The organism is uncultured Desulfobulbus sp. (assembly GCF_963662935.2).
GTDB lineage: Bacteria > Desulfobacterota > Desulfobulbia > Desulfobulbales > Desulfobulbaceae > Desulfobulbus.
Genome location: NZ_CAXXTL010000002.1, coordinates 1,942,305 through 1,966,975, shown reverse-complemented (window position 1 = coordinate 1,966,975; position 24,671 = coordinate 1,942,305). Strand labels below are relative to the sequence as shown.

Here is a 24,671-nt window from a genome sequence, read left to right as displayed (position 1 = left end):
TCAGGCTGCCTCGGCAAAGGCCAGGGACCAGGCTCCCGGCCCCATGTGGACTCCGGAGGTCAGGGAAAGGGGGACCACGAGGATCTCCGCGTCGGGCAGGAACGCCAGCAGCTGCGGCCTCGCCACCTCGCTGACCCAAGCTTGGTTGTCGGAATACTGCAGCAGGAGCACGGCGCGGCTGGGGACCTCGATCTCCGTGCCCGCTTTATCCAGGGCAAAGTCTAACTGGGCCTCGCGGTTGCGGACCATTCCCACCCTGCGAACCCCCTCCCTGGCCGGGCTGATCACCGGCTTGAGATGCAGCAGATCGCCGAAAAAACCGCCCGCCTTTGAAACCCGGCCACCGGCAACCAGATAGCGCAGGGTATCGATGAAAATGTATTCCCGGCAGGTCTCGACCAGATTCCGGGCAAGGGTCATGACCGCCTCCGCATTCTCCGTCCGTGCTGCCAAGCGGCTGGCGAGCAGAGCAATAAGGGCCAACCGACCCGAGGCCGCGCCGGTGTCGATCACCTCCAGGAGATTGTTGGTATCCTGTTCCCGTTGCCAACTCACGGCCGCGCCAAAATTGCCAGTAAAGGCCGAACCGACGCAGAGATACAGGGTCCGGCCATACTCCTCGCAGACGCTCTGATAGTGTTGATGCCGTTCAGCCAGCGAGGCTTGGGCCGTGGTCACCCGGTGCCCCTGGCGCATCAGCGCATAGATCGTCTCCGGGGCGCAGAGCGTCTCGGGGCGGGCCATATCGCCGCTGAGGATATAGCTGTCCAGCAGGGTTATCCGGTGGTGCCGGGCCAGGTCGCGAGGAATGGAACCGGCCGCATCGGTCATGATGTGCAGGCAGCCCCTGGGGACAGGGTCAAGCCCCCTGCCCTCGCTAGAGATAGCCAGGGGTTCGTCCGACCAGCCGACCACCTCACCCAGGTCGGCAAGCCGGACGCGCAGTTGGCGCGGGTCAGCGGTATGAATATGGATCTTCAGCCGTGAGTGTTCGGGGACGATGACCACGCTCTCGCCCAGTTCGGCCACGGCTGCTTGGCTGAGGAGAGAGCCGTCTGCCGATTGGAGGATCGCATCGACGCAATAGGCCTCAGTGGTCGGCGGTTGAAAATCGGCCACCACCGCAAGCCGGCCGGGAAAGAGGGCAAAAAGCGAGGGACTTTTTCCGCCCTGTCCGGTCACAGTCCGGAAAAAGCCGTCAAAAAAGATATACATGCCCAAGGCCCCGGCATCGACAACCCCGGCCGAGCGGCAATCGGGCAGGGTCTGGGCGGTTGTCAGGACCGTCTGTTGCAGGTCGGCAAGAATGATCTCGCAGGAGGAGAGGGTGAACGGTACACAGCAGGCCAAAATCTCACTCAGGCTGTCGAAAACACTGAGCATGGTGCCGTCCTTGGGGTCGGCCACCGCCCGCCGGGCCCTCATCCGGCCCTCGGCCGCCTGAGGTGCCAGATCGTCAACACATTGCGCCGCCAGCAGTCCACTGAAAAAGGCGGCGGCGATGTTGCCGGAGTTGCCGGTGGCACAGCGGACCATCTGGCTGGCCGTCATGGCCTGGTCTTGGCCGCAGATGCGCAGGGGGGCCAGACTGATGCGGAGATTAGCGCCGGTATCGCCGTCGGCCACGGGAAAGACATTGATCCGGTCGAGCAGGTCGGCCCAGGCGCTCAAACATGCGTAGCCTGCGGCAAAACCCTCGGCCAGCGTACTCATGCGGCAAACAGGCGAAGAATGGCGGCCCGGTCGACCTTGCCGTTGTCCTTGAGCGGCAGGCGATCAATCACCTTGATGGCGCGCGGCAGGGCATAGGGTTCAAAGCGCACAGCTAGGGTTTTTCGGATTGCCTCTGGATCCACGGCCCGCCCTTCCACCAGGGCGACAATGCGGTGTTCGCGGCCGCTGGTTTCCGCCAGGGCCAGGACCAAACAGTCGGTGACGCCGGGCTGCGCCTTGATCAGCTCCCGGATCTCCTCGAGGTCGACCCGTTTGCCCGCCACCTTGGTGATCGAATCGGCCCTTCCCTTCAGCTGGAAGCCGGTTGATCCGCAGGGTTCGGCCCGGTCACCGGTGCAAAAGTAGTCCTCCGCATCCCGCGGCAGACCAGGGGAAAGATAGGGCGAGCGGATATGCAGCCGCTCGTCTCTGATCTGCCAATCAACGGTTGGGTACGGTGTGAACCCCACCTCGTTTTGAGAACGGTTGCGCAATCCAATGCCGCCGGTTTCGGTGGAACCGTAGACCTCAACTATTCCGGCTTGATTATGGTGGCAGAACTCGCTGTTATCCTCGACATCAAGCATGCCGGCCGAAGAAAAGGCCAGGCGCAGCGAGGCCCCCAACGAGGCCTTCCCACGGAGGGCCCGGTAATGGGCCGGAACGCTGACCAGGATGGTCGCCTCCTGGTCCCGCACGATCCGGCTGATCTCCTCGGGGAAAGAGGGCGTTGCCGCCAGGACCGTCGCTCCGGACACCAGGGGCAAGAGCACCGAGTAGAGCAGTCCGTAGATGTGAGAAGGGGAAATAGTCGCCGCGATCCGGTCCCGCGGGGAAACGCCGAAATGGGCGGCCAGGAAAAGGGCCTCGGCAAAAAGGTTGGTCCCGGTTTTGGACCAGAGCTGCGGGGTGCCGGTGGAGCCGCCGGTATAGAGGCGAAGCAGTTCCTCTTCGGGCTGAACGATTGAGGGGCTCAGCCCGGCATTCGAGTCACCCCATGAGGGCTGGATGACCTCGAAATTCGCGGGAAAATCACGGGGACGATCGGTGAGGGCGGCGGTGCATCCGGTGGCCTGCTGCATCCCGGTCAGGGCCTGGATGGACAAGCTGTAGGGCAGCAGCAGCACCGGCCCCCCAGCCAGCGAGGCCAGCAGGGCGGCGGCGATCAGGGATCGGTCGTCGGTGGCCAGGCACACCGTCCCCCGAGGTCCAAGGCCGGCAAGGCGATGCCGTAGCCAGGCAGCCGTCCCATGGACCTCGCCAAAGGTTGCCCCTCCGGAGATGAACTCCTGCGCCGCGAAGGGGGGCGCGTTCAGCAGGGCCGCGACCATCGGCTCCAGACTCTTGGGGACAGCGGCTGGTTTCATCGTCCTGCCTGCTCCCTGCCGAAGGTCTGCCGGACCAACTCCCGGTTGCGCGGTTTGAAGGTGTTGTCGGCCATCTCTTTGCGCACCACCTGCTGAAAGAGTTTGGCCATCTTGATATTCTGCGACTCGTCCTGATAAAAGGTTGTCCAGGCATACTCCAGCAATTCCTGCAACCGTTCCGGACGCATATGCTTGGGTTGAAACACGACCTTATCCGCCGAATAGTCATCCCAGTTGCGGGAGAGGATGCGGTTTTGCTGCTGCAGTTCGTCGAAGGCCTTGGTGTGGGGAAAGGGGGCAAGGACCGTGAACTCGGCCAGATCCAGCTCGATCTCCAGCAGAAAATCAATCAGCCGCTTGATCGAATCCTCGGTGTGGCTATCGAGTCCGAGCAGGATCGTGCCTTCCACGCCGATGCCGTGGTCGTGGTACCGTTTGATCCGCTCCCGGATGTAGTCCGAGGTGTCGAACACCGCCTGATAGACGTACCAGGCCCCGGCCTGGGCCGCGAGATCCAGGACCTCGGGCTTGTCCTCGATGGGGTGGCAGCACCATTTTTTCTTCAGCGGGATCATCTCCCGGAACAGCTCCATCTCCCAGGCAGTGTCCTGGGCCAGTGAGTTATCGACCAGGAACAGGCGGTTATTGTCGATAGTCGCCATCTCGGCGATGGTCCGGTCGATGGGACGAGGCCGGAATTCCCGCCCTCCCAGATAGGCGACCGCGCAGGGATAGCAGTTGAAGCGGCAGCCGCGCGAGGCATGGACCAGATCGACCATCTGCACGCCCTTGTGATTGTAGAGCGAGCGGTTGAGGATGTCGCGGCGGGCCGTGCCCACCAAGGCGATATCGGGCCGCTCGCCCTGAAAATTGTAGCAGGGCTGGAGGGCGCCTTGACGGAAATCGGCAAAGACCTGTTCCATTCTCCCCTCGGCCTCGCCGAGGAAGACCGCATCGGCGTGGGCCATGGTTTCCTCGGCATGGAGCATGGTGGCGATGCCGCCGAACAGGACCTTGACCCCCTGGGCGCGATAGCGGTCGGCGATCTCCCAGCCCCGCTGCACCTGCACGGTCAGCATCATCGAGATGCCGACAAAATCAACCGGTTCGTCGAAATCGATGGTTTCCAGGTTCTCGTCGATAAAGTCCACCACGACGTAATCGGGCAGGGTGGCGGCAAAGACCACTGGGCCGTGGGGCGGCAAGTGGAATTCGGTCTGCCGGGCCAGTTTCGGCCACTTGGGGTAGATCAGGCGGAATTTCATGGCGGATTCAGGGGGAAGCAGGCAGGGGCTCGGCGCTGACCAGGCGCAGATTGAGGGTATAACCGGCGGGTCCGGCCCCGGTCAGTTCAAGGGTATGGGGCAGGACGACCGACCCCACGGGACCGCAGGACCCAGCGTTGACAGTGCGGGTTCGGCGCTGTTCGCGGCGGGGATCAGCCGGCTGGCAGCCGTCGGTGCGCAGGCTGGTGTGCTCGCTGTAGGTGTGCAGTTGCCAGCACCCGTCCGCCTGGGGCAGGATATCGGTCAGCACCTGGCCGCCGTTGTAGCGGCAGACCGGGGTGCCGTCGGCGAGCATTCCGTATTGGCCAAGCCCCGGCGGCGGTTGGAAAAGAGTCCGGACATCGCGCATCAGCCCGCTCGCGAACTCCCGGTTGTCAAAGGGAGGCAGGGCCCGCAGCACCTCCAACTCCCCGGCTGCGGATGAACGAGCCTCAAACAGCGTCAGCCCCTCCACGGTCATCAGGGCGGATTTGATTGCCTGGCCATCGAGGACCAAAACCCCCAGGGCATTACCGCTGGTGCCATCGGCCATGCGAAAGGCAATGGCATGGACGAATTGCCACCTTCCCTGGGGAAAGAGGGCGGCGCAGCGTTGCAGGGCTTCGGACGCGCCGGGGGCTCGTGCCAGTTTCGGCAGCAGTTCTCTCTTGCCCATGGCACAGGCGGAAAGGAGACAAAGGCTCAAACCGAGGAACAGCAAGCGCTTCATGGTTGGGTAAAGGTCCCGGCCGGAATCTCCCGGTTGAGCACCGTATTGGTAAAGCGCAGCCGGGTGAAGGATTCCGGGCCCTCGAAGATGGTCACCTGTTCCATCACTCCTTCCTCCGGCCCCAGCTGGAGTTCAATTCGGCTGATCACGGCCTGCAGCCCCTGCTCCTTGGGGGTGAGGACCACGGTGCGTTCGCCTGCCCGGGTGACTTGGAACAGCGGATTGTCGGCGAAGCGGCCATCGAGCCAACTGCCGATATCCTGGAGAACGACCCGCATGGCATCGATACCGGCACCGTTGTCCTGCTCGAACCCGCCCTCGCGCTCAATCAGCTTGCGCATCCGGCCCTCATGGAGCAGCAAAATGGAATGCAGAGGGCGCAGGTATTCCCAGCGCAGGGACTGGGGGGTCTGAAAGGCAAATATCCCCTGGGAAACCAGCGGCCGGGCGAGGATTTTGAGATGTTTTTCCTGGGTGAAATCGGCCTGCACCGAGCGCAGACGGACGGCAGGGCCTCCGGTTGGATTCCCCCACACAGGGGTCGTTCCCAGAAAGAGGCTAAGCAGCAGGCAGAGAAAGGCGTGCGTTCTCACAGCATGCCGCCGTTGACCGAGATCACCTGACCGGTGACGTAGGAGGCGGCCTCGGAACAGAGAAAAGCCACCACGCTGGCCACCTCTTCCGGCCGGCCGATCCGGGCCATGGGGATCAACCCCTTGATGTGTTCCTTGGGAGCCTTGGCGATCATATCGGTCTCAATCAATCCCGGCGCCACCACATTGACCCGGATGCCCAGGCGCGCCACCTCCGTGGCCACCGTTTTGCTGGCGGCGTTGAGCCCGGCCTTGGCGGCGGCATAGTTGGCCTGCCCCCGGTTGGGCATCAGGGAGGCTGCCGACGAGATGGAGACAATCGATCCCCGCCGGGCCCGCACCATCTGCTCGAGTACCGGGCGGGTCATGTTGTAAAAACCGTGCAGACTGGTCTCGATCACCCGGTGCCAGTTGTCCGGCGGCATCATCATGAACAACCCGTCGGCAAGGGTGCCGGCATTGTTGACCAGGATGCCGATGGTGCCCAGCCGGTTGGCGATCTCCAGGACAACCGCTTCCGTCGTCTCCCGGTCACGGACGTCAAATTGGCAAATCTCGCCGCTGCCGCCGGCAGCCAGCACCTCGGCCAGGGTCTGCTCCGCGCCCTCCCGGTTGCGCATGTAGTTGACGACCAGATAACAGCCGCTCCTGCCCAGTTCGGTACAGATGGCTCTGCCGATCCCGCCGCTGCCGCCGGTGACAATCGCCACCTGTTGCTTGTCCGTCGCTTCGGTTGTCATGTGCGTGCCTCAGGCCTGATACAGTTGCAGAACCACCGAAGCGATGAGCTGGTCGTCATGGTGGAGTTGACTGGTAACTTCTCGAAATTTATCAAAAATGAGGGTGTTTTCCGCCCTGGCCTTGATCGTGCTCCCCAAGGGCAGGTGGCTGATGCAGAAATCCGCCCGTTTAACCGCCACCAGCCAGCCCATCTGATCGGAGTCCCGGCCTTGGGTCTGGATTCGCTCCCAGCCGTTGCACACCCCGGCGGTCTGGGCGGCAAGTTCGACACAGATCAACGACTCGACGCCGTACGCGTCGGCCAGGGGCCAGGTGGGCCGCACCGTGCTCAGGGTCACGGCATGCAGGACGCTCACCTCGAGCACCTCGCCGATGAGCAGCATCCCCTCCCGGTGCGGGAGCAGGTCCTCAATGGTCAGATGGGCAAGTTCAATGGCGCTCATGCAGTCTTCGAAGGCTTGACAGGGTGCAGCGGGCGGCTTGCCTTGTCCGGTGCGGCCAAAACGGGTAAAAAACCATTCTTTTCCCAGAGATCGGCAACGCTGTCTTAATGACAAATGCGGAAAAAAGACTATACTAGCCGTTTTTTCTTTCCTTGCATTATTTTTCAGCAACCGCCGGCCTTCTTCTCTGCAGAAGACCTTTGTTCACCAAGGCTTGAACACGTGGAACAGCGATGAACGAATTGATCAAAGAACTGAAGGGCAAACTTATTGACCTGCTCAACCTGGCCGATGTCACTCCCGAACAATTCGATGCCAGCGCCCAACTGGTGGGGGGCGATCTCGGTATCGATTCCATCGACGTCCTCGAAATGGTCGTCATGGTGGAAAAAGACTACGGAGTGGTGATCAACAGCCAGGAAGTCGGCGAGAAGGTTTTTGCTTCCCTGGTCTCTCTGGCGGCGTATATCCAGGCGAATAGGCCGGGAGGGGCTGGTTGATCCAAGGCCCGGTCTATATCGCTGCAGCCGGGATTGTCAGCCCTCTCGGCAGCGGCCTCGCGGCCACGGAAGCGGCCCTGCGGGCAAACCGATCCGCCCTCAGTCCTCTGGAGGTCTTTCCTCTGCTGCAGGGGGCTTCTCTGCCGGTCGGCCAGGTCGCGGACAGGGACAGCGCCCTGCTGCCGCCGAGGACGCACCGGCTGGCACGCCAAGCGGCGCAAATGGCCTTGGTCGGTCGCCCGGATCCGCCCGACGCGATCATTCTCGGCTGCACCACCGGCGGCATCCTGACCACGGAACAGCTCCTGCGGGCGGGTGAGCGCAACAAGGCAATGTATCGCTGCCACGGTCTGTTGAGCGTGGCCGAGGATATTGCCGAACTCTGCCACTGTACCGGCCCGGCCCTGACCGTCTCCACCGCCTGCTCCTCAGGGGCGGTGGCCATTGCCCTGGCCCTGAACCTGCTGCGGAGCGGCCGGATGCGAAGCATTCTCGCGGGCGGGGTCGATTCGCTCAGCCGTCTGACCTATTTCGGGTTTCATTCCCTCCAACTGGTCGACCGCAATGGTTGCCGGCCCCTGGATGTCTCCCGTCAGGGCTTGGCGGTGGCCGAAGGGGCAGGCATGCTCCTGCTGACCACCGAACGGCCCGCCCAGCCCCTGGCCATTCTGCTCGGCGCGGGCCTCTCCTGCGATGCCCATCACCCGACAGCGCCCCATCCCGAAGGCAAAGGAGCGCACCAGGCCATGGCAGCGGCCCTGAAGGACGCAGGCTTGCCGCCGTCGGCCATCGACTACATCAGCCTGCATGGCACCGGCACTCCCGACAACGATCTGGCCGAAGCCAGGGCCATTGTCTCGCTCTTCCCCTCACCGCCCGCGCTTTCCTCGATCAAAGGGGCCACCGGCCATAGCCTGGCTGCCTCGGGGGCCCTCGAGGCCGTGATCTCCTGCCTGGCCGTGTCCCGTGGCCTGGTGCCCGGCACTGTCGGCTGCCGTCAGCCGGACCTGGCCCTCAAGCTTACGCCCCAAGCGGTGTGCGCCGATCAAGCGGTCGCCACCGTGCTCTCCAACTCCTTCGGCTTTGGCGGCAACAACGGCTGCTTGGTCATCGCCCGCCCCGATATCGCGGTAAGCGTTCCGAACAAAGAAAAAGGCGACCTGCTCGCCATCCATGGCATCGCCTGTCTGACCGGCGCCGGCCTCACCCAGGCGACCATCGACCAGTTGCGTTGCGGAGCCCCGGTGGCAGGAATGTTGACCCCGGAGAAGTTGGCCAGCCGCCTGCCCGCCAAACTCATCCGCCGGCTCAAGCGGCTGGCCCGTCTTGCCCTGTTGCTGGCCGGCGAGACCCATGCCGATACCTGCGGCAAAGAACACCCCTCGGCCATCTTCATGGGGACCGGCTGGGGAGCGCTCTCGGAAACCTGGGATTTCCTCCACCGGTTGACCGAATCCACCGAACAATTTCCCAGCCCGATTGATTTTGTCGGTTCGGTTCATAACGGGCCGGCCAGCCAGGTGGCGATCCTTTTCCAGGCCACCGGCGCCAACGTCACCGCCAGCGGCGGTGATTACTCCTTTGAGCAGGCCTTGCTGGCCGCGCAAACACTGCTGGCCGAGGCCGATCAGTCGGCCCTGCTGCTCGGCGCCGACGAGGGCCATGCCTCCTTCTCGCCCCTGCTGGACCCGTCCATTGAGGGGGGGCCGCTGGCCGACGGCGGCGGAGCGCTGTACGTCAATCGCGACCCCAAGGGAGCGCGATGCCTGGTGCGCATGGCCTTCTACGGCCGAGGCGCCGGCGATGATCTCCCGGAGCGGCTGATCAAGGCCCTGGGCGGAGCCGCAGCCATTTGCCAGAGCTACGCCGCCGTGTTTGCCGGGATACCGACCGCCATGCGCGCCCAAGGCAACAGCCAGCTGGACACTTTTCTCGGCCGCATCGGCAAGGAGTTGCCGGTCTGCCCTTATCGCGCCTTCACCGGCGAATTCGCCTCAGCCTCAGCCGTGGCTGCGGTCATAGCCGTTTCCTGTATCGAGGCTGGTTGCATCCCCGGCGCTCTAATCGGCGGCAACGACCTTCCCCTGCAACCGGGTGAAAAGCTGCTCGTCCTCGGAACCGGCACCTGCCTCACGGCCATTGAGTTTTCCCGGCCGTGAGAATCCTGCTGATTTCGCCCAACACCCTGACCGCACCCTATCCGGTCTATCCCCTTGGCCTGGATTACGTGGCCGGGTCGATTGCCGCCGGGCATGAGGTGCGGATCGCGGACCTGCAGATTGTGGACCGACCGGCCCTAGCCGCTCTGCTCGCTGATTTTGCCCCCGAGATCATCGGCCTGGCCTGCCGCAATATCGACAACACCGACGCCGGCGACCCGCTGTTCTTCCTCACCGGGTATCAGGAGTTGGTGGTTTGGCTTCGGCAACGCTCCTCTGCGGTCCTGGTCTGCGGCGGCTGCGGCTTTACCATCATGCCGGAGCAGATTTTCGCCCTACTGGGAGTTGATTATGGAATCATCGGCGAGGGCGAGCGTTTCGGCCTGCTGGTTGAGGCACTGGCACACCAGCACGATCCGGCCGGGATTCCGGGGGTGCTGGTTGCCGGCGCTGCCGCCACCCCGCCGCCACCGTGGCCGGGGGAACTGAGCCGTCGGTTGCCACAGGATGCCCGGCAGGTCAGGTATTATGTGGAGAACGGCGGCATGCTCAACCTGCAAACCAAGCGCGGCTGCTCGTTTCGCTGCCTCTATTGCCCCTATCCACGCATTGAAGGCAGGGCCCATCGCCTGGCGGAACCGGCTGAGGTGGCCCAAACAGCCTTGCAGCTGCAGGCTGCCGGGGCCAAATATCTGTTTATCACCGATTCCGCCTTTAATTCAGATGTCGACCACAGCCTGGCCGTCGCCAGGGCCATGCGGGAGGCGGGCCTGTCCATCCCCTGGGGGGCTTTTTTTGCCCCAATCACCCCGCCGCCTGGCTATTTTCAGACGATGGCGGCGGCCGGTTGCCGGCACGTGGAGTTCGGCACCGAATCGTTGGCCGATTCGATGCTCCTGGCGTACCGGAAACCTTTTCGCTCGCCGGATGTGCTGATGGCCCACCGGCAGGCGCGCGCTGCCGGTCTCCATGTAGCCCATTATTTCCTCCTCGGTGGGCCGGGGGAATCGGCAGCGACCGTTGCCGCAAGCCTGGACCGGATGGAGCAGCTCGACAAAACCGTCTTCTTTTTTTTCATCGGCATCAGGATCTATCCCGGCACCGGCCTGTATGATTTGGCGCTGGCCGAGGGAAAAATCGATCACCAGACCGACCTGCTGCAACCGGTGTTCTATCAGCCCGACGCCATCGACCGGGAGGCAATCGCGACCCTGGTCAGGAACCGGGCCGCCGGGCGGGGCAACTGGGTGATCGGTTCGGGCGGGACGGACACCGCAACGGTGCTTCACAACCTGCACCAACGGGGATTGACCGGCCCTCTCTGGGAGTATTTAGCGCGATAGCCGGGCTGCCTTTTACGCGCAACAACAAAAGACAATGCGCGGGACCGAGAAAGAGCAAACGCCAGACCTGCACCTCGCTCTTTTCCCGGTTCCCAGAGCCAGCTGACGACACAATCTCAATATTTTACCTGGACAGAAAACGATAACATGTGGTATTCGCTCCTTGATTTAGAGATGCCTGCACCCCATGACATACGGGCCCATGTGACCGTCAATGACGACTCCCCATGGTTTTCCGGTCATTTTCCCGATCACCCTATTGTGCCGGGTATTGCCCAGCTGAAGATGGTCGCCGATGTCATTGCCCGCGCACGGCAAGAGAGTCTGTGGATCAACCGCTTGACCAGGGTAAAATTCAAGAAGATCGTCAAACCCGGCGAACACCTCGAAATCCTCGCCACAGCCACCAACACCACCGGCCTCTACTCTTTTCGCATAACCCATGAAACGCAGGACGTCTGCTCCGGCATGATGTCCCTTGACCATCAACAGCACATAGAATGCCCATGACCAACGATATCGATCAAACCATTCGCCGCATCGCCGAAATCATCATCAATGAGCTCAAACTGGAAGATGTGACCCCGGAAACCTTTGACGCCGATCTCGACCTGGTGGACGAGGTGGGGATCGACAGCATGGACCTGGCCACCATCGCCCTGGTGATTCGCGACGAATTCGGTGTCCGGATCGATGAGGACGATTATCCCAAGCTGACCACCATCCGGATCATCGGCGAATACATTGCCGAGAAGCAGAACAGCGGCGAATAAATGAGTGGTCAGGCGATACGGGAAGGCGGCTGGAAATTCGGTGACATCATTGCCATTCCCGCCATCCGCGAGCGATGGGAGAAGGTGCGCCGGTATTTCTTCCTCCGGGAATCCACCTATGACATGACCCATCGCTGCAATATCCGCTGCGATGGGTGTTATTATTTCAACGGCGAAAAGCAGTTTGCAGCCGAAAACGGGGACGAATCCGCCTGGCGGCAGTTGATGACATCAGAGAAGGAGCGGGGCATCACCTTTGCGGTCCTAGCCGGCGCCGAGCCGTCGCTGGTCCCGCAGCTCTGCCGGGTCTGCGCCGAGACCATCCCCCTCGGAGCCATCGCCACCAACGGCCTCAAGCCGATTTCCCGCGAGATCGACTACCGGATTCACATCTCGGTCTGGGGCAACGATGCCACCAGCAGGGCGATTAGGAAGGCCGACGACATGCTGGCCCGCCAGATGGCCAACTACCAGGGCGACCCCCGGGCGGTTTTTGTCTACACCTTCACCCCGGACAACATCGCCCAGGCCGCGGAAGTGACCGGCATGCTGGCGGAGAGCGGCCAGCAGATCACCTTCAACATGTTTTCCGCGCCCGTCGGCTATGACGGCCCCCTGCGCCACACGCGGCAGAGCCTGGCCCAAACGGGGGAGATGATAGCCAGCCTGCTGACCGGCTATCCCCAGTCCGTGCTGTTCTCCGCTTATAACATCGTCGCCCACACCCATGAACTGGGGCTGCATGCCCTGTATTCCTGCCCTTATCCGCGAATGAACCCGTCGACGGCCATCGGCCTTGGCCGGTCGTTTCGGCAATACCGGACCGATCTGCAGTGGGACCGCGACGCTGCCTGCTGCGTGCCGGACACCGATTGCGCCGATTGCCGCCACTACGCTGCCGGCAGCGCGGTGGTGACGGCTCGGATGTATCGGCACGCCACCGACCCGGAGACCTTTTCCGCCTGGCTCGACTATGTCGACACCTACCTGGCCGTCTGGGTACGGGGATATGAAAAAGGGCCCAATCTCTGTGACCATTCCGTCGCCCCTCCCCCAGACGGCCAATAGAGGTAAAGTCTATCGCCATGAAAACAGTCAGTTCCCTGCTTGATGCCCATTGGTACGCACGCTACAAAAAAATCTCCAAACTCAATATCCGCAGCTCCATCTATGATGTGACCGACCGGTGTAACCTGCGCTGCAAGGGCTGCTTCTTCTTTTCCTCAAACGAGCACAAGGCCGCAGCCGAAGAAAAGGATGTGGCCAAATGGCACGCCTTTGTCGAGGCCGAGATGGCCCGGGGTGTCAATCTGGCCATCCTCATCGGCGGTGAACCCACCCTCTGCCCCGACCGGATCGAGGCCTTTTATCGGCGCCTGCCCACCTTCTGCGCCACCAACGGCATCATCAAGGTGGACCGCGACCGGTTTCCGGACCTGATGGTCGGTATAAGTCTGTGGGGCGACGCGGTTGACGAAATCACTCTGCGGGGCAAGGATACCTTCGGCATCTCCAGCGCCAATTATGCAGGCGATCCCAACGCCTATTATCTCTACACCATCACCCCCAAACAGTTGGGCAAGATGGCAACGATCATCCGCAATATTCAGGATGTGGGGCTGAAGGTCCACATGCAGCTGCTCTCCAACGACGAAGCCGTGGACGGTTTTTCCTGGCAGCCCGACGAATTGATCGCCGTCCGGGTGGAGATGGACCAGATGCTGGACAGTTATCCCGCAACGGTGATCTCCTCGAAATACTATCACCGGATCATCACCACCGGCAGGATGTGCGACCGCACCTTCGGCTGGACGGAGTGCCCCTCGGTCACCGAACCGATCGATAAACGCAATCCGCGCCCCAAACGGTTGACCAACTTTATCCGCTGGGCCTCGGACCTCAAGACCATGCACCGCTGCTGCACCTCCGAGACGCGCGACTGCTCGACCTGCAAGGACGGTGCCGCCCATATGAGCTGGGTGATGGTCAACAAGCGGGCCCACATGAACACGCCTGAGGATCTGCAAAACTGGATCGAGGTCTATGAGATGTTCGCCAAATTGTATCGGTTTATCCCCTGGTAGCCCGCTTGCCGTTCATGGATGGAAAGAACGCAGTCATTGTTGGCTACGACGCCATTTCGCCGTTGGGCAGTGACCTCGGTCTGCAATGGCAACGTGCGCTGGCAGGGCAAAGCGGCATCGGTCCCTTGACCCGTTTTCCGTTGCGCGACGGCTTTCCGGTGCGCATTGCCGGCCAGGTGCCGGATATCGATCAGGAAGACTACCCCTTTCTCACTGCCCGCCACCAGGCAGCCTGGCATTCACCGGTGTTCAAATACGGCATGCTATCGGTGGCCCGGGCTCTGAAGCGAAGCGGCATTGAGATCAGTGCGGATTTAGCCCCTCGGGTGGCGGTGACCTACAGCTCGGCGGTCGGCGGCCTCGACGCCGTTCTGGCAGCGGACCGGAAGCTGCAGACGGAGAACCGCCTGCCCCACCCCTACGCCAATCCCAATTCCTGCATCAATATGGTCGGCGGCAAGATAGCCATGTTGACCGGGGCCAAGGGCCCGATCCTCTCCACCATCACCGCCTGCGCCACCGGCCTGACCTCGATCCTGATCGGCGCCTTGCTGATGGCCCAGAACCGGGCCGATGTCGCCATCTGCGGGGCGGTGGACTGCGCCCTGGTCGAACCGATCGTTGCTGGATTCGCCACCATGAACGGCGCCTTTCATCCCCAAAAAGGCCAGGAGAACGAGCCACCAGCCACGGCCAGCCGCCCTTTCTCCATCGACCGGCGCGGCTTTGTCATTGCCGAGGGGGCCGGGGCGATCATTCTCGCCACCAGGGAGTTTGCCGCTGCCCACGGTCTGCACTACACTGTCGAACTGGCCGGCTGGGGCATGACCTCGGATGCCCATCATTTTGTCATGCCCGCCGTGGACACCGTCCGCCAGTGCATGGTTGATGCCCTGCGCGATGCTGGCGTCGCGGCCGGGGACATTGCCGCTGTCAACGCCCATGCCACCTCCACCCGAGGGGGTGACCGCGTCGAATTCGATGCCCTGCAGGCGGTTTTTTCCGGTGACCTGCCGCCGGTGAGCGCCAACAAATCCCTGATGGGGCACGCCATGGGGGCCTCCAGCGCCCTGGAAACCATCCTGGCCCTGCGCGGCATGGAGGAAGAGATCATCCTGCCGACCATCAATTATCAGCCCGATCCCGAGATGGCGCTGGATTGCGTCGCCGAGGGAGCACGAACGCTTGTCCAGGAGCATGTCCTCAAAAACGCCTTCGGGTTCGGCGGCTGCAACGCCTGCGCCGTCTTCAGAAGAGTCAACTGAGAACAACCAAAAGGGAGAATAACCAGCAGCAATGAAGGCGCCACTCAACAGAAAGGTCGTGGTTCTTGGCTACGGCGCCGCCACCGCCCTGGGCAACACCTTTGCCACCACCTGGGAAGGGGCCGCAGCGGGCAAGGCAGGCTTTCGCCGGCTGACCCGGTGCACGGTGGAAACCCGCAGCCAGGTGGTCGGCGAGATCCCGGACTGGGATCCGGGCAGCTTTCCCTACGTGAGCCGCAAAGATGCCTCGCTGTGGAATGCGGATTTCGTCTTCCTGACCATGGAAATCTGCCGCCAGGCCTTGGAACACGCCGGGTTGGAGATCAACGGGCAGACCGGGCCGCGCACCGCCTGTCTGATCGGCTCAGCCCTCAACGGTTCGGACGCTTACCGGATCGCCATGGACAATTACACCCGGCTCGGACCGCTCAAGGTCAGCCCCTACCTACTGCCCAACCTCTGCGCCAATCTTCCCGCCGGCAAGGCAGGCATGCTGCTCGGTTTCACCGGACCGATCTTCTCGCCCCAGGGGGCCTGCGCCTCGGGCAACCATGCCATCGGCATCGGCGCCCGGATGATCCGTGACGGCGATTGCGACTTTGCCCTGGCCGGTGGCGCCGAGACCTGCCTGACGCCTGAAATCATCCTCGGCTTTGCCAATATGCTGGCCACCATCAAGGTCGGGCCCAAGGATCGCTCCTTTGCCGATCCCACCCAGGCCTCCCGGCCGTTCAGCATCGACCGCAAGGGTTTTGTCCTCGCCGAAGGCGCGGGAGTGGTGGTCCTGGCTGCCGAAGAGGCGGCCCGCGCCCACGGCCTGCTCCCCCGAGCCGAGGTAGCGGGAATTGGCTGGAATTCCGATGCCCACCACTTCACCCGGCCCAACGAGCTGACGGTCTCCCAAGCCATGCGGGATGCCATTGCGGATGCCGAAATCACCCCGGAGGATATCGGCGCCATCAACGCCCACGGCACCTCCACGCCCACCGGAGACACCACCGAGGCTGCATGCATGCGGGCGGTGTTCGGCAACCGCTTGCCGCGTATTCCGATATCGGCCAACAAATCCCAGGTCGGCCACAGCCTCGGCGCCTCGGCCGCCATTGAGGCTGCGCTCGGCATCGAGGCCATGCACCAGGGTCTCGTGCTGCCGACGGTCAATCATCTCCCCGACCCCGCCCTCGCCGACCTGGATGTGGTCCCCAACCACAGCCGCCGCCATGCCCACGAATTCTTTCTTTCCAACTCGTTTGGCTTTGGCGGCACCAACTGCTGCATCGTTTTCAGAGGTCTGTAATGCGCCCCAAACCTTTTGTCCCGGAACCCCTTGACCGACCCTCCTATGTGCGTGACACGAAAACCGGTCTGGTCTGGCACCGCTGCGAACTCCGGACCCTGTATGTGGACACGGACCGTTCCCAGGTGGTCTATCACGCCAATTATCTGCGCTATTTTGAGTTCGGCCGGGCCTCACTCATGCGGGAGTCCAACTATCCGTACAAAGAGATTGAAGAAAGCGGTTATATCTACCCGATCATCAAGACGGAGCTCAATTACCACTCGCCGCTTTTCTACGACGACCTGATGTATATCCATACGCGCCTGGCCCGGCTGGAACTGGTCAAAGTCCAGTTCGATTACCTGATCACCAGGGCGGATAACGGTGAAATCGCCTGCACCGGCATGACCCGCCATTGTGCGGTGAACACCAACCATATCCCGGTGGAGATCGATGCGAAAACCGTGGCCCTGTGGAACCAGTTTCCCACTTGATGGCCGGCGAGCGCACCGAGATTTCAATACCGGTCCGGCCCTGGTATAAGGATCATTGCTTTGGCGGCCGAGTCATTTTGGCTGCGGTTGAGGCGATGCAGCTGCTGGCCGCGACCGTCAAGGCCGTGTATCCGCATCTCGATGTCCGGAACATGCAAGCGGGCCGGTTTGCCAAATTGCTCGAAATTCCGCCGGACGCCGCCAGGCTTGACGCTGTGGTTGAGCTGGAGAGGGGAGAAAAGGGAGAGGTCTGCGCCCGGCTCCTGACCCGGACCCAGTTGAAGACCCTGGCCCGGATGACTACCCACTGCGAACTGACCTTTGCCGCCGAGGCAGCGCACGCCAAGGGAGCGGAGAAAGGGGCGGCGGGCCCTTGCACCGGTGCCGGGATGGAAGTATCCGCCGAGGAGGTGTATCGGGAGCTGGTCCCCTTTGGACCAGCCTACCGTACCCTGCATGATCGGCTTTTCCTCGAGGTCGAGTCCGCTTGGGGCACCCTGTGGGCTCCCGAACTGGAGCAATCAGCAACCCATCCGCTCGGTTCGCCCTTTCCGCTCGACGGGGCCATGCATGCGGCCTGCGTCCATGGCCAGCGGCTGGTCGATTTCATCCCCTTTCCGGTGGGTTTTGCCGAAAGGCACATCGCCAAACCGACCAGGCCGGGTGATCGGTATCACATCCAGGCACGACTGCAAGCGCGCACCGAGGATGAACTGATGTACGAGATCTGTATCTTCGACGAGTTGGAACAGATGCGGGAAACGGTCAAGGGATTGCGGATGCGGGATGTGAGCCACGGCCGGATCAAACCGCCGGCGTGGTTCAAGACAATTCCAACGGTGAAATAACCTGCCGGCCGACGAATTGCCCATTTTATGAACGAGGCTATTTCCAGTCAGTTTGACTTTTTTGTTAGGATTTCTGGTTCCTCACATGAAACGGTGCATGAGCGGTATGGCCGGTAAGTTGCCCATACAGTGGTAGAGGTTGCAGATAAAGAGGTCAGCTGTTCTGAACCCATAGGCCTTGTGGCTGACGACTTTGGCTTTATTGTTGAGCCCTTCGACAGTGCCGTTGCTGATGGGCATGTGGAACCAGGTCAGGATGTTTTCTTCATGGCGTCGGACCATCCAGGCAAACTCGCGTAAGGGTTCCAGGCGAGAATGCGTTGCCCACCAAAACCACTGCTTCAAGTGTTTCCTGGCCCAGGTTTTTGTCTTATAGGACCATAAATCTCGAAAGCGCTCTTTGAGGAGATAGGCCCTGTTGATCTTCAGATTCATATGCTCAAGGCTGCTGAGTCTGATCCTTTGCTTCGGCGTAAGGTTCCAAGGATTCTTAAGCCAGATATACCGGCTGTCCTTCATGAGCTCCTTGTGTTCCTTTCCTTTTTCTCGGATCTCATCTCGCCGGACTTGATCAACCGCTTCCATCAGGTGGCGAACGATATGAAATTTATCAAAAACAAGAGTTGCCTGCGGAGCACATTCCTTGATCACCTCGACATAGGGCTTCCACATATCGCAACAGATGCCCTGGAGTTTGTTTGTCCGCTCTGGCCCGAGGTAGTTGAAAAAGCTGCGCAAGGTATCTTTGGTTCTTTCAACCCCGCTCCAGATCAAGGTTTTTGAGCGGAGATCGTACACATTGGTGAGGTAGACATGACCTTTTTTCCGCGAAATCTCATCAATACCAATATGCGTAATGCCGCTGAGATCGCGATGCTCCATGCCATATTTCACTACGCTTTTGACTGCTGTGGCAACCGTACCCCAGGCACAACTGAACAGTTTGGCGACAGAGTACCAGGGCAGCATCTCGGCCCATTTGGCCAGGTAGCAACTGTAGGCAAGAGTAAAGCGTTGCTTGCCCGTCACCCAGGGAAGTTTCTCCGTGCGGACGCCTCCACATCGAGAACAAGACACCCGACGAGGTACATATTTGACCCAGACAGGTATATTCCACAGAGGCACGTGGCGAAAGAATCGCACCTCTCGCCGATCCCGGTAGACGGCAGGATGTCCGCATGACCCGCATCGCACCCTGTGGCGGGCATCAGGACGAATTTCAGCGATTATTCCATCGGAGTCTTTGGTGACCGTATGTACTCGAAAACCTTGCAAATCAACCGTCTGTTTGATTATCTGTTCAACAAGCATGAGTTCCTCTGTAGATAGATTATTGGCTGGCCGGCCTTTATCTACCTAAAAGAACTCATGCTTTTAAATTTGTTAAGCTGTTTTACGCACCGTTTCGTGCGGGGAACCGGATTTCTTTCAATTCATTATATACAAGCAATAATATAAATACTGCAATTATTGGTATTGTACAATTAAAAATTATTATAAAAAAGTATTGAAAAGGTATATTTAAAATATCCCTTGGATCGGTTATTACATTAATGATTTTTATTGAATAAACAGCAACAACTATTAATGGCGACATTAATACTGCTTTTAATATAATTTTAAATGAGTCATATTTCCCTCTTAGGAGGGATACAGATGGTAGCAGGCATGTAAATGTAAAAGAGTTCGTGAATCCCGGAAAATCGAAATAACGAAATGGTTTTGGCAAGTTGTTGACCCACTGCGGAACAGTTACAAATTTTGAAAACAGAAATAGATCTGAAAACAACACAAAAGAAAAAGATAATAATATCGTACTGACCGCGAGGGCGACCAAGTCCCTGTTTATTTTCCTGCTTGTCAACAATGACATTATTAAATTCTTCACACTTAACAGGAGGGTAAAAGGTGGCAGCGTAAGCGCCTCAGCGGGAGAGGTCGGGACGCCGCTCCGGCACAGCCCAGACCAGGCAGCGTTCCATGATCACCCGGACAAGCCAGCGGCAGAAAATCAGCGAATAGACCGCGCCGGAAAGATACATGCCCAGCAGAAAAACCAGATGGGACAGACCGTAGGTCAGCGGACCGCCGATCACCACAATCCACGGGGTCTGCAGCTTGAGCGAAAGCAGTCCCAAGGCGGCGATGGCCGGCCAGCCGAGCAAAAAGCTGAAGCCGATGGCAAAAACGCCGGCCAGCACCATTGGCGTGGGCTTTTCCCGAAAGGCAGACAGATCGGCCTTCTCGGCAAGAGCTGTCCGCACAAAGGCTGTTGCCGCAAAATATAAAATAATTTTTTTGCAGAGTTGTTTCACGTATTCGTGTTGGATAGTTAAAACTTGGGGAGGAGAGAACAACCGTTCGGACTCTCCGCAGGGCACAGGAGTCTATTGTAAACTACCGGGGCCGGGGAAGCAACATGGGAGCAGATCGGGATACGATAAGCCAGCGCCTCGGCTGGAACTTCTTTGACAAAATATACTGCATCACCCTGGAGAGCCGCCCCGACAGGATGCGGGAGGCCAAAAATCAGTTTGCCCTGGCCGGTTTGGACCAACGAATGGAATTTATCGTGGTCATCAAGGACGAGGCGAATCCGGAACGGGGAATTTATCAGTCGCACTTGCGCTGCCTGTCCCTTGGCCTGGAGGCTGGTGCCCGACATATCCTGGTGTTTGAGGATGACGTGTTCTTTCGCGACTTCAGTGCAGAACGGCTCCACCAGGCCTGCCTTTTTCTCCAGGCTACCAGCGCCTGGGACGCCTTTTTCCTTGGGTGCCTCACCAACGGCAGCCGGCAAATCGGCCAGAGAGCCGTGGTCCAGGTGCAGTATCGCTGTCTCGCCCATGCCTATGCCGTCAACCGCGCCTTTGCCGAACGGATCGTCCGCGAGCAATGGCGAGGCATCCCCTTTGACGGACTGCTGCAGAGCTGTGATGCGCGGTATTTCGCCCTCCGGCCCATGTGCGCCTTCCAAAGGCTGACCAGCAGCGACAACAAAACCGTCTGGCTCGACAAGCTGCGTACTCTGTGCGGCGGACTCTCGATCATCCAACGATACAATGAAATCTATCACAATAACAAGGGGCTGATCTTAGCCCTGCACCTCGCGGTTGCAGCGACTGCCATCGCCCTCTTCCTTTTTGCCCGGCAATGAAATCCTCTTCCATCAACTACCCCCTCCTCCTCCTTGTCGGCGTTGCGGTCTGCGTCTTTGGCTTTATGGGACTCAAGCGGCTGCACATCGATACGGATGTGGTCAAAACCCTGCCGGCGCATGAGCAGGTCATTACCGATGCGCTGGAGATCTTTCGCAACCATCCCATCCACGATCAGGTGGCGGTTGATGTGATGATCGACAAGAAAGCCCCGGATATTCTGGTGGCCTGCGGTGAACGCCTGCAGGAAGCCATGCGGACCAGCGATCTTTTTGCCGAGGTGGGAATGGCTGATGTCGGTGCCCTGGTACCGGAACTGGCGCACCGGGTGGTTAGTGAACTGCCCCTGCTCTTTTCCCGCGAGGAGCTGGAGAACACGATCGCCCCCCGTTTGCAGGGCAGCGCCATCCGGCAACGGCTGGAGAGCCTGATGGCGGGCATGACCGGCATGGACGGCATCGGCCAGTCGGCCTTTATCGGTCCCGATCCCCTCGGGTTCAAGGATCCGGTCCTAGCCAAGCTGATCCATCTGGCGCCGTCGCAACAGGCCACTGTCTACAAGGGCCACCTCCTTTCTCAGGATGGACAGCATCTCCTGGTCACCGGCCGCCCGGCCGCCGCCGGAACCGATGGAGACACGGCCCGAAAACTGGCCGATCTCTTTGCCGCAGTCGGCGCTGAACTTGCTCAGCACTATGCGCCTTCAGGCATCCAGGTCACCCTCACCCCGGCCGGCGCCTTTCGGGCCGCCCTGGACAATGAAGCCATTATCCGCCACGATGTCCAGCTGGCCCTGGGTCTCACCACGGCCGGCATCGCCCTGCTGCTGCTGTTCGCCTTTCCCCGCCCTCTGATCGGTCTCCTGTCCCTCCTGCCGGCCGTGGCTGGAACCGCGATGGCGTTGTTCGTCTATTCCCTGTTCCACTCCTCCATCTCAATCATGGTGCTCGGCTTCTCGGGTGCTCTCATCTCGATCATGGACGACCACAGCATCACCTACCTGCTGTTTCTCGATCGGCCCCATGCAACCCGAGGCGAGCATGCGGCCAGAGAGGCAAAATCCATTGGTGGGGGCATGGCCATGGTTACGACCATCGGCGCGTTTCTGGTGCTCAGCCTGAGCGATTTTCCGGTGTTTACCGAGCTGGGACAATTCACCGCCCTTGGCTTTGTATTCACCTACCTGTTTATCCACACTCTTTTTCCAAAAATATTTCCGGTCATGCCCGCGGGCGGCAACCGCGTTTTGCCCCTGCATCTGCTTGCCGACCGGCTCTTCAACACCGGCAAGCCCGGGGCGATTGCAGCCCTGGTCCTGGCCCTGGTGCTGCTGTTTTTTGCCAAGCCCGAATTCCGTATCAGTCTCAGCGAGATGAACACGGTCAGCGAAAAGACCCAGGCCGAGGACCGGGTGTTCACCAAGATTTGGGGCGATGTCGGCGCCAAGGTCTACCTGATGACCACGGCCGCTTCCATGGCGGACCTGCAAGCGCACAACGATCAATTGCTGGCGCAGGTGGAAAAGGATGTGCAGCTCGGCCGGATTCAATCGGTGTTTGTGCCGTCCATGCTTTTTCCCGGACAGGACCGTAGCCGGGACAATCTCACCGCCTGGCGAGAGTTCTGGACAGTCGAACGGGTGGCGCAGGTAAAAAATGAGTTGGTCCGGGAAGGAACAGCCCTCGGCTTTACGGCCGATGCCTTTGCCCCCTTTTTTGCCCTGATCGACCCCGCTCTCACCCAAGCGACACCTGTTCTTGATGACAGGTACAGCAAACTGCTGGGCATCACCGCCAAGGAAAACGGTCAACTTATTCAATTCATTACCGTAACCCCTGGCAAAAACTACGATGCCCCCGGTTTTCTTGCATCCTACGGCAAAGGCAACAAGGTGTTCGACGCCAACTATTTTTCCACTCGCCTAGGGGAGATTCTTTTTTCCACCTTCGCCACCTTGCTGGTCATTATCACGGCCATGGTGACCCTGCTGTTGTTTGTCCAGTTCCTCAACTGGCGGTTGACTCTGATCACCTTGACGCCCCTGGTTTTTGCCTATATCTGCACGCTGGGCACCCTGAAACTCATCGGCCATCCCTTGGATATCCCAGGCCTGATGCTCTCTGTGGTCATCCTCGGCATGGGGGACGACTATGCTATTTTCACGGTCCGGGGTTGTCAATGGTATGGAACTATCGACCACCCAGGCCATGTCCTGGTGCGCAGCGCGGTGCTCATGGCCGCCGCCTCGACTTTGATCGGCTTCGGTGTGCTCTGCTTTGCCCAACACGCCACCTTAAAGAGCGTGGGCATCACCTCGCTGCTCGGCATCGGCTATTCCCTGCTCGGCACCTTTCTGCTTCTCCCGCCCCTATTACGCGCCAATTTCCGGCAGGACAGCAACACGGCCGTACCGACCGGAACCATAACGCAACGCATCCTGCACCGTTACCGGCTGCTGGAGGCCTATCCCCGGATGTTCGCCCGGTTCAAGCTCAAATTCGATCCCCTGTTCAGCGAGCTGCCGCACTGGTTGGCCGAGTGCACGGCAATCAAGACGATTCTCGATATCGGCTGCGGCTACGGCGTCCCGGCCTGCTGGTGTCTGGAACACCTGCCGGGAACCACGGTGATCGGGGTCGATCCGGATCCGGATCGGGTCCGGGTGGCGAGCCGGGCGGCCGGAGACCGGGGGCAGATGATCGTGGGGGCGGCGCCGGATCTACCCGATCTGGAGCAACCGGTTGATGTCGTCCTGCTCCTGGATATGTCGCATTATCTCGATGAGCAACAATTGGCGGCCACCCTGAAGCGCAGTCGGGAGCTGCTGGCCGCAGGCGGCATGTTGCTTGTGCGCTTTGTGGTCCAGCCGCAGGGAAAACGTTCGAAATGCTGGTATCTTGAGGATTGGCGGGTTCGGATCAGAGGCAGGCGTCCCTGGTACCGCAGTCCTGAAGACCTGAATCAGATGATGGCCGAATCAGGGTTTGTTGATCTCAGATTGGACGCCGCAATCAACAGTGAACTCTTCTGGATGGTCGGCCGCAAGGCTGGAGCAACAGCCCAATGATCGGGTTCACCTGGTGTCGTAGTCTCAGTTTAGCCGAAAAGACGGGCTGCCTCGCCTTCTTGTCAGCTGGCTTCCTCGGGTGCAGCACCATCCCGCAAATCGCCACCGTGCCCCTGGCTCTCTTTCTCCTCGCTTGCCTGGCCGCACCCTTTCTTCCCCGCTGGTCCTTTTTCCTGCCGGTGATTTCCAGGGGGAAGCAAGGCGCCACGGGGATAGCCCTCACCTTCGACGATGGCCCTTTTCCCGCCTCCACCCCCGTACTGCTGGAGCTGCTGGCCCAATACCGGCTGCCGGCCACCTTCTTTGTGATCGGCAGGCAGGCCGCCGCCCATCCGGAGTTGATTGCGGCCATTCTCGCCCACGGCCACACCATCGGCAACCACTCTTTTCGCCATGACAACCTGCTCATGCTGCGGAGCTGCAGAGCCCTGGAAGAAGATATCCGGGCTACCCAGGAGGTGCTCGCCAAGTTAGGGATCCGCCCACTGCTTTTCCGGCCGCCAATCGGCATCACCAGTCCCCGGCTCCAACCGGCTCTTACTTCTCTGGGGCTGCAAACTCTCACCTTCAGTTGCCGGATCTTTGACCGGGGCAACCGGAATGTCCACAACTTGGCCTCCAGAGTCCTCAGGCAGCTGCAACCGGGGGACATTTTGCTGCTCCACGACAATCCACCCCAGGATGAAAAGGCGAAAATCAACTGGCCCCAAGAACTTCATCGCCTCTTTGCACGCTTGTCTCAAGCGGACCAGGTGGTCCCGCTCGCCACCCTCATCGACCAGCCGGTGATGATTTCAGGGGAAAAACAACCGGACTGACCGCCTGAAACCTGCTATATTCATCCCCACA

At 60.5% G+C, this 24,671-nt stretch carries 23 protein-coding genes; 14 read left to right on the top strand and 9 right to left on the bottom strand.

The window, feature by feature from the left end:
• The 7 genes from ACHZCX_RS13055 to ACHZCX_RS13025 are packed head-to-tail and all read right to left on the bottom strand — an operon-like array spanning position 1 to position 6,852.
• Complete coding sequence (locus ACHZCX_RS13055) at positions 1-1,713, bottom strand: DegV family protein (protein ID WP_319587653.1); 1,713 nt, start codon at positions 1,711-1,713, stop codon at positions 1-3.
• The gene (locus ACHZCX_RS13050; RefSeq protein WP_319587652.1) at positions 1,710-3,080 is read right to left on the bottom strand and encodes a fatty acid--CoA ligase family protein; all 1,371 of its coding nucleotides are present in this window, start codon (positions 3,078-3,080) and stop codon (positions 1,710-1,712) included. The genes ACHZCX_RS13055 and ACHZCX_RS13050 overlap by 4 nt, the downstream gene beginning before the upstream one ends.
• Entirely contained in the window at positions 3,077-4,345 is a 1,269-nt protein-coding gene (locus ACHZCX_RS13045) for a radical SAM protein (protein WP_319587651.1), read from the bottom strand. Before ACHZCX_RS13045 ends, ACHZCX_RS13050 begins: the two co-directional genes overlap by 4 nt.
• 7 nt (positions 4,346-4,352) lie before the next feature.
• Positions 4,353-5,075, bottom strand: a complete 723-nt coding sequence (locus tag ACHZCX_RS13040; RefSeq protein WP_319587650.1) for a hypothetical protein — start codon at positions 5,073-5,075, stop codon at positions 4,353-4,355.
• Entirely contained in the window at positions 5,072-5,668 is a 597-nt protein-coding gene (locus ACHZCX_RS13035) for an outer membrane lipoprotein carrier protein LolA (RefSeq protein WP_319587649.1), read from the bottom strand. The genes ACHZCX_RS13040 and ACHZCX_RS13035 overlap by 4 nt, the downstream gene beginning before the upstream one ends.
• Positions 5,665-6,408, bottom strand: coding sequence for a 3-oxoacyl-ACP reductase FabG (gene fabG / locus ACHZCX_RS13030; RefSeq protein WP_319587648.1), 744 nt, complete (start codon positions 6,406-6,408; stop codon positions 5,665-5,667). Before fabG ends, ACHZCX_RS13035 begins: the two co-directional genes overlap by 4 nt.
• Before the next feature lie 9 nt (positions 6,409-6,417).
• On the bottom strand, positions 6,418-6,852 hold the full coding sequence (locus ACHZCX_RS13025) for a hypothetical protein (protein WP_319587647.1): 435 nt from the start codon (positions 6,850-6,852) through the stop codon (positions 6,418-6,420).
• A 233-nt stretch (positions 6,853-7,085) separates the two neighbouring features.
• Between ACHZCX_RS13025 and ACHZCX_RS13020 the strand changes: the two genes are divergently transcribed.
• The 11 genes from ACHZCX_RS13020 (at position 7,086) to ACHZCX_RS12970 (ending at position 17,597) form a co-directional block, all read left to right on the top strand.
• Positions 7,086-7,352, top strand: coding sequence for a phosphopantetheine-binding protein (locus ACHZCX_RS13020; RefSeq protein WP_319587646.1), 267 nt, complete (start codon positions 7,086-7,088; stop codon positions 7,350-7,352).
• Positions 7,349-9,511: a beta-ketoacyl synthase N-terminal-like domain-containing protein gene (locus tag ACHZCX_RS13015; protein ID WP_319587645.1), complete on the top strand. Its 2,163-nt coding sequence runs from the start codon at positions 7,349-7,351 to the stop codon at positions 9,509-9,511. Before ACHZCX_RS13020 ends, ACHZCX_RS13015 begins: the two co-directional genes overlap by 4 nt.
• Positions 9,508-10,854 carry a lipid biosynthesis B12-binding/radical SAM protein gene (locus ACHZCX_RS13010; protein WP_319587644.1) on the top strand — a complete coding sequence of 449 codons (1,347 nt, stop codon included), beginning with the start codon at positions 9,508-9,510 and terminating at the stop codon, positions 10,852-10,854. The genes ACHZCX_RS13015 and ACHZCX_RS13010 overlap by 4 nt, the downstream gene beginning before the upstream one ends.
• A 147-nt stretch (positions 10,855-11,001) precedes the next feature.
• Positions 11,002-11,364 carry a hypothetical protein gene (locus ACHZCX_RS13005; protein ID WP_319587643.1) on the top strand — a complete coding sequence of 121 codons (363 nt, stop codon included), beginning with the start codon at positions 11,002-11,004 and terminating at the stop codon, positions 11,362-11,364.
• Entirely contained in the window at positions 11,361-11,627 is a 267-nt protein-coding gene (locus tag ACHZCX_RS13000; protein ID WP_319587642.1) for a phosphopantetheine-binding protein, read from the top strand. The genes ACHZCX_RS13005 and ACHZCX_RS13000 overlap by 4 nt, the downstream gene beginning before the upstream one ends.
• Positions 11,628-12,695 (top strand): radical SAM protein, encoded by a 1,068-nt coding sequence (locus tag ACHZCX_RS12995; protein ID WP_319587641.1) that lies wholly within the window; start codon positions 11,628-11,630, stop codon positions 12,693-12,695.
• A gap of 17 nt (positions 12,696-12,712) precedes the next feature.
• Positions 12,713-13,711 carry a radical SAM protein gene (locus tag ACHZCX_RS12990; RefSeq protein ID WP_319587640.1) on the top strand — a complete coding sequence of 333 codons (999 nt, stop codon included), beginning with the start codon at positions 12,713-12,715 and terminating at the stop codon, positions 13,709-13,711.
• 14 nt (positions 13,712-13,725) lie between these two features.
• Positions 13,726-14,976 carry a beta-ketoacyl-[acyl-carrier-protein] synthase family protein gene (locus tag ACHZCX_RS12985; protein WP_319587639.1) on the top strand — a complete coding sequence of 417 codons (1,251 nt, stop codon included), beginning with the start codon at positions 13,726-13,728 and terminating at the stop codon, positions 14,974-14,976.
• A gap of 31 nt (positions 14,977-15,007) precedes the next feature.
• A complete protein-coding gene (locus ACHZCX_RS12980) occupies positions 15,008-16,273 on the top strand; it encodes a beta-ketoacyl-[acyl-carrier-protein] synthase family protein (RefSeq protein ID WP_319587638.1) in 1,266 nt (421 codons plus the stop codon).
• Positions 16,273-16,749, top strand: coding sequence for a thioesterase family protein (locus tag ACHZCX_RS12975; protein WP_319587637.1), 477 nt, complete (start codon positions 16,273-16,275; stop codon positions 16,747-16,749). Before ACHZCX_RS12980 ends, ACHZCX_RS12975 begins: the two co-directional genes overlap by 1 nt.
• Positions 16,728-17,597 carry a polyketide synthase dehydratase domain-containing protein gene (locus tag ACHZCX_RS12970; RefSeq protein ID WP_319587636.1) on the top strand — a complete coding sequence of 290 codons (870 nt, stop codon included), beginning with the start codon at positions 16,728-16,730 and terminating at the stop codon, positions 17,595-17,597. Before ACHZCX_RS12975 ends, ACHZCX_RS12970 begins: the two co-directional genes overlap by 22 nt.
• 81 nt (positions 17,598-17,678) lie before the next feature.
• On the opposite strand, the gene ACHZCX_RS12965 is transcribed toward ACHZCX_RS12970, so the two are convergent.
• Both ACHZCX_RS12965 and ACHZCX_RS12960 read right to left on the bottom strand, forming a co-directional pair.
• Positions 17,679-18,908: an ISL3 family transposase gene (locus ACHZCX_RS12965; RefSeq protein ID WP_319585207.1), complete on the bottom strand. Its 1,230-nt coding sequence runs from the start codon at positions 18,906-18,908 to the stop codon at positions 17,679-17,681.
• Positions 18,909-19,522: 614 nt separating this feature from the next.
• Positions 19,523-19,912, bottom strand: coding sequence for a hypothetical protein (locus ACHZCX_RS12960; protein WP_319587635.1), 390 nt, complete (start codon positions 19,910-19,912; stop codon positions 19,523-19,525).
• A gap of 104 nt (positions 19,913-20,016) precedes the next feature.
• Here ACHZCX_RS12960 and ACHZCX_RS12955 point away from each other — a divergent pair, with 104 nt between their 5' ends.
• The 3 genes from ACHZCX_RS12955 to ACHZCX_RS12945 are packed head-to-tail and all read left to right on the top strand — an operon-like array spanning position 20,017 to position 24,640.
• Entirely contained in the window at positions 20,017-20,754 is a 738-nt protein-coding gene (locus tag ACHZCX_RS12955) for a hypothetical protein (protein WP_319587634.1), read from the top strand.
• Positions 20,751-23,822 carry a methyltransferase domain-containing protein gene (locus ACHZCX_RS12950; protein WP_319587633.1) on the top strand — a complete coding sequence of 1,024 codons (3,072 nt, stop codon included), beginning with the start codon at positions 20,751-20,753 and terminating at the stop codon, positions 23,820-23,822. The genes ACHZCX_RS12955 and ACHZCX_RS12950 overlap by 4 nt, the downstream gene beginning before the upstream one ends.
• On the top strand, positions 23,819-24,640 hold the full coding sequence (locus tag ACHZCX_RS12945; protein WP_319587632.1) for a polysaccharide deacetylase family protein: 822 nt from the start codon (positions 23,819-23,821) through the stop codon (positions 24,638-24,640). The genes ACHZCX_RS12950 and ACHZCX_RS12945 overlap by 4 nt, the downstream gene beginning before the upstream one ends.
• Positions 24,641-24,671 lie beyond the last annotated feature (31 nt).

Coding starts and splice junctions, on each gene's coding strand:
- ACHZCX_RS13000 (WP_319587642.1), top strand. CDS start 11,361: ATGACCAACGATATCGATCAAACCATTCGCCGCATCGCCGAAATCATC.
- ACHZCX_RS13045 (WP_319587651.1), bottom strand. CDS start 4,345: ATGAAATTCCGCCTGATCTACCCCAAGTGGCCGAAACTGGCCCGGCAG.
- ACHZCX_RS13020 (WP_319587646.1), top strand. CDS start 7,086: ATGAACGAATTGATCAAAGAACTGAAGGGCAAACTTATTGACCTGCTC.
- ACHZCX_RS12995 (WP_319587641.1), top strand. CDS start 11,628: ATGAGTGGTCAGGCGATACGGGAAGGCGGCTGGAAATTCGGTGACATC.
- ACHZCX_RS12980 (WP_319587638.1), top strand. CDS start 15,008: ATGAAGGCGCCACTCAACAGAAAGGTCGTGGTTCTTGGCTACGGCGCC.
- ACHZCX_RS12965 (WP_319585207.1), bottom strand. CDS start 18,908: ATGCTTGTTGAACAGATAATCAAACAGACGGTTGATTTGCAAGGTTTT.
- ACHZCX_RS13050 (WP_319587652.1), bottom strand. CDS start 3,080: ATGAAACCAGCCGCTGTCCCCAAGAGTCTGGAGCCGATGGTCGCGGCC.
- ACHZCX_RS12955 (WP_319587634.1), top strand. CDS start 20,017: ATGGGAGCAGATCGGGATACGATAAGCCAGCGCCTCGGCTGGAACTTC.
- fabG (WP_319587648.1), bottom strand. CDS start 6,408: ATGACAACCGAAGCGACGGACAAGCAACAGGTGGCGATTGTCACCGGC.
- ACHZCX_RS12975 (WP_319587637.1), top strand. CDS start 16,273: ATGCGCCCCAAACCTTTTGTCCCGGAACCCCTTGACCGACCCTCCTAT.
- ACHZCX_RS13005 (WP_319587643.1), top strand. CDS start 11,002: ATGTGGTATTCGCTCCTTGATTTAGAGATGCCTGCACCCCATGACATA.
- ACHZCX_RS13025 (WP_319587647.1), bottom strand. CDS start 6,852: ATGAGCGCCATTGAACTTGCCCATCTGACCATTGAGGACCTGCTCCCG.
- ACHZCX_RS13055 (WP_319587653.1), bottom strand. CDS start 1,713: ATGAGTACGCTGGCCGAGGGTTTTGCCGCAGGCTACGCATGTTTGAGC.
- ACHZCX_RS12985 (WP_319587639.1), top strand. CDS start 13,726: ATGGATGGAAAGAACGCAGTCATTGTTGGCTACGACGCCATTTCGCCG.
- ACHZCX_RS13040 (WP_319587650.1), bottom strand. CDS start 5,075: ATGAAGCGCTTGCTGTTCCTCGGTTTGAGCCTTTGTCTCCTTTCCGCC.
- ACHZCX_RS12990 (WP_319587640.1), top strand. CDS start 12,713: ATGAAAACAGTCAGTTCCCTGCTTGATGCCCATTGGTACGCACGCTAC.
- ACHZCX_RS12945 (WP_319587632.1), top strand. CDS start 23,819: ATGATCGGGTTCACCTGGTGTCGTAGTCTCAGTTTAGCCGAAAAGACG.
- ACHZCX_RS12950 (WP_319587633.1), top strand. CDS start 20,751: ATGAAATCCTCTTCCATCAACTACCCCCTCCTCCTCCTTGTCGGCGTT.